We start from the raw sequence: 1,223 nt of genomic DNA on the forward strand, positions 1-1,223 counted from the left end.
TGAGGTGCCCCTAGTTTCCTAGACGCCCACCTCGCTCATTTTCTTCTGTTCTGTTTCATAGTCAACTGGCGACAGCATGCCGTTGTTTGTGTGCTTGCGTGTCGGGTTGTAAAACATCTCGATGTAATTGAACTCGTCCTGCCTTGCAGCATCGCGTGTGACATATGTCCGCCGCCTGACGCGTTCCCGTTTCAAAAGCTGGAAGAAGCTTTCGGCGACTGCGTTGTCATGGCAATTCCCGCGCCTGCTCATGCTGGCAACAAGATTGTGTTTTCCAAGAAACGACAGCCACTCTTTGCTGGTGAACTGAGAACCTTGATCGGAATGGATCATCACCTTGGTCTTTGGTTTGCGCCGCCACACTGCTGCAAGCAGAGCCTGAAGAGCGAGATCTGTCGTCATGCGCGATTGCATGGACCAACCGACGACACGTCTTGAGAACAGATCAATGACGACAGCCAGATATGACCAACCCTCGTGGGTTTTGATGTACGTGATGTCCGTCACCCAAACGACATCGGGCGCTTCAACTTCGAACTGTCGGTCCAACGTGTTGTCAGCAACGACTGCGGGCTTGCCCCCGTACCTGCCAGGGCGGCGTTTGTAACCGATCTGTGCCGAGATGCCTGCTAAGCTGGTCAAACGTGCAACACGGTTCTCTGAGCAGGTCTCACCTTGATCCAAAAGATCATCGTGCAGTTTGCGGTAGCCGTAGACCCTGCCGCTGTCAGCCCAAGCTTGCTGGATCAGATCGGTTTGACGCATGTCTTCCTGCGCACGCGGGCTTAACGGTTCTTTAAGCCATGCATAGAACCCGCTGAAATGAACCATCAGCACGCGACACATTGAACGCACAGAAAACTCGGCGCGATGAGCCTCAATAAACGCGTACCTCACTGAGACTCTCGCGCGAAGTACGCGGTCGCCTTTTTTAAGATAGTGCGTTCCTCGGTGACCCGTGCCAGTTCCCGCTTCAATCGCTTGATCTCCGCGGCCTGATCCAAGACCTCAGCTCTTACATGCGGCGGCTTCGAAAGCTGCGCTTTTCAAGTGTACAGCGATTTGGTGCTAATCCCCAGCCGTTCGGCAACCTCGCTGACTGCAAACCGACGCTCAACAACCTGCGCCACAGCGTCCCGCTTAAACTCATCCGTAAACCGAATTCCTTTGTTCATATCCATCTCTCCTTGGTTCCAAAATTACCAAGCAAAGCGTCTACAAAT

1 pseudogene is annotated in these 1,223 nt (G+C 53.4%); it reads right to left on the reverse strand.

The features are described from left to right. Positions 1-18 precede the first annotated feature (18 nt). Positions 19-1,175 (reverse strand): annotated as a pseudogene (locus BUB72_RS18465) (IS3 family transposase). Between the last annotated feature and the right edge of the window lie 48 nt (positions 1,176-1,223).

Source organism: Litoreibacter ascidiaceicola (genome assembly GCF_900129235.1).
Classification (GTDB): Bacteria; Pseudomonadota; Alphaproteobacteria; order Rhodobacterales; family Rhodobacteraceae; genus Litoreibacter; species Litoreibacter ascidiaceicola.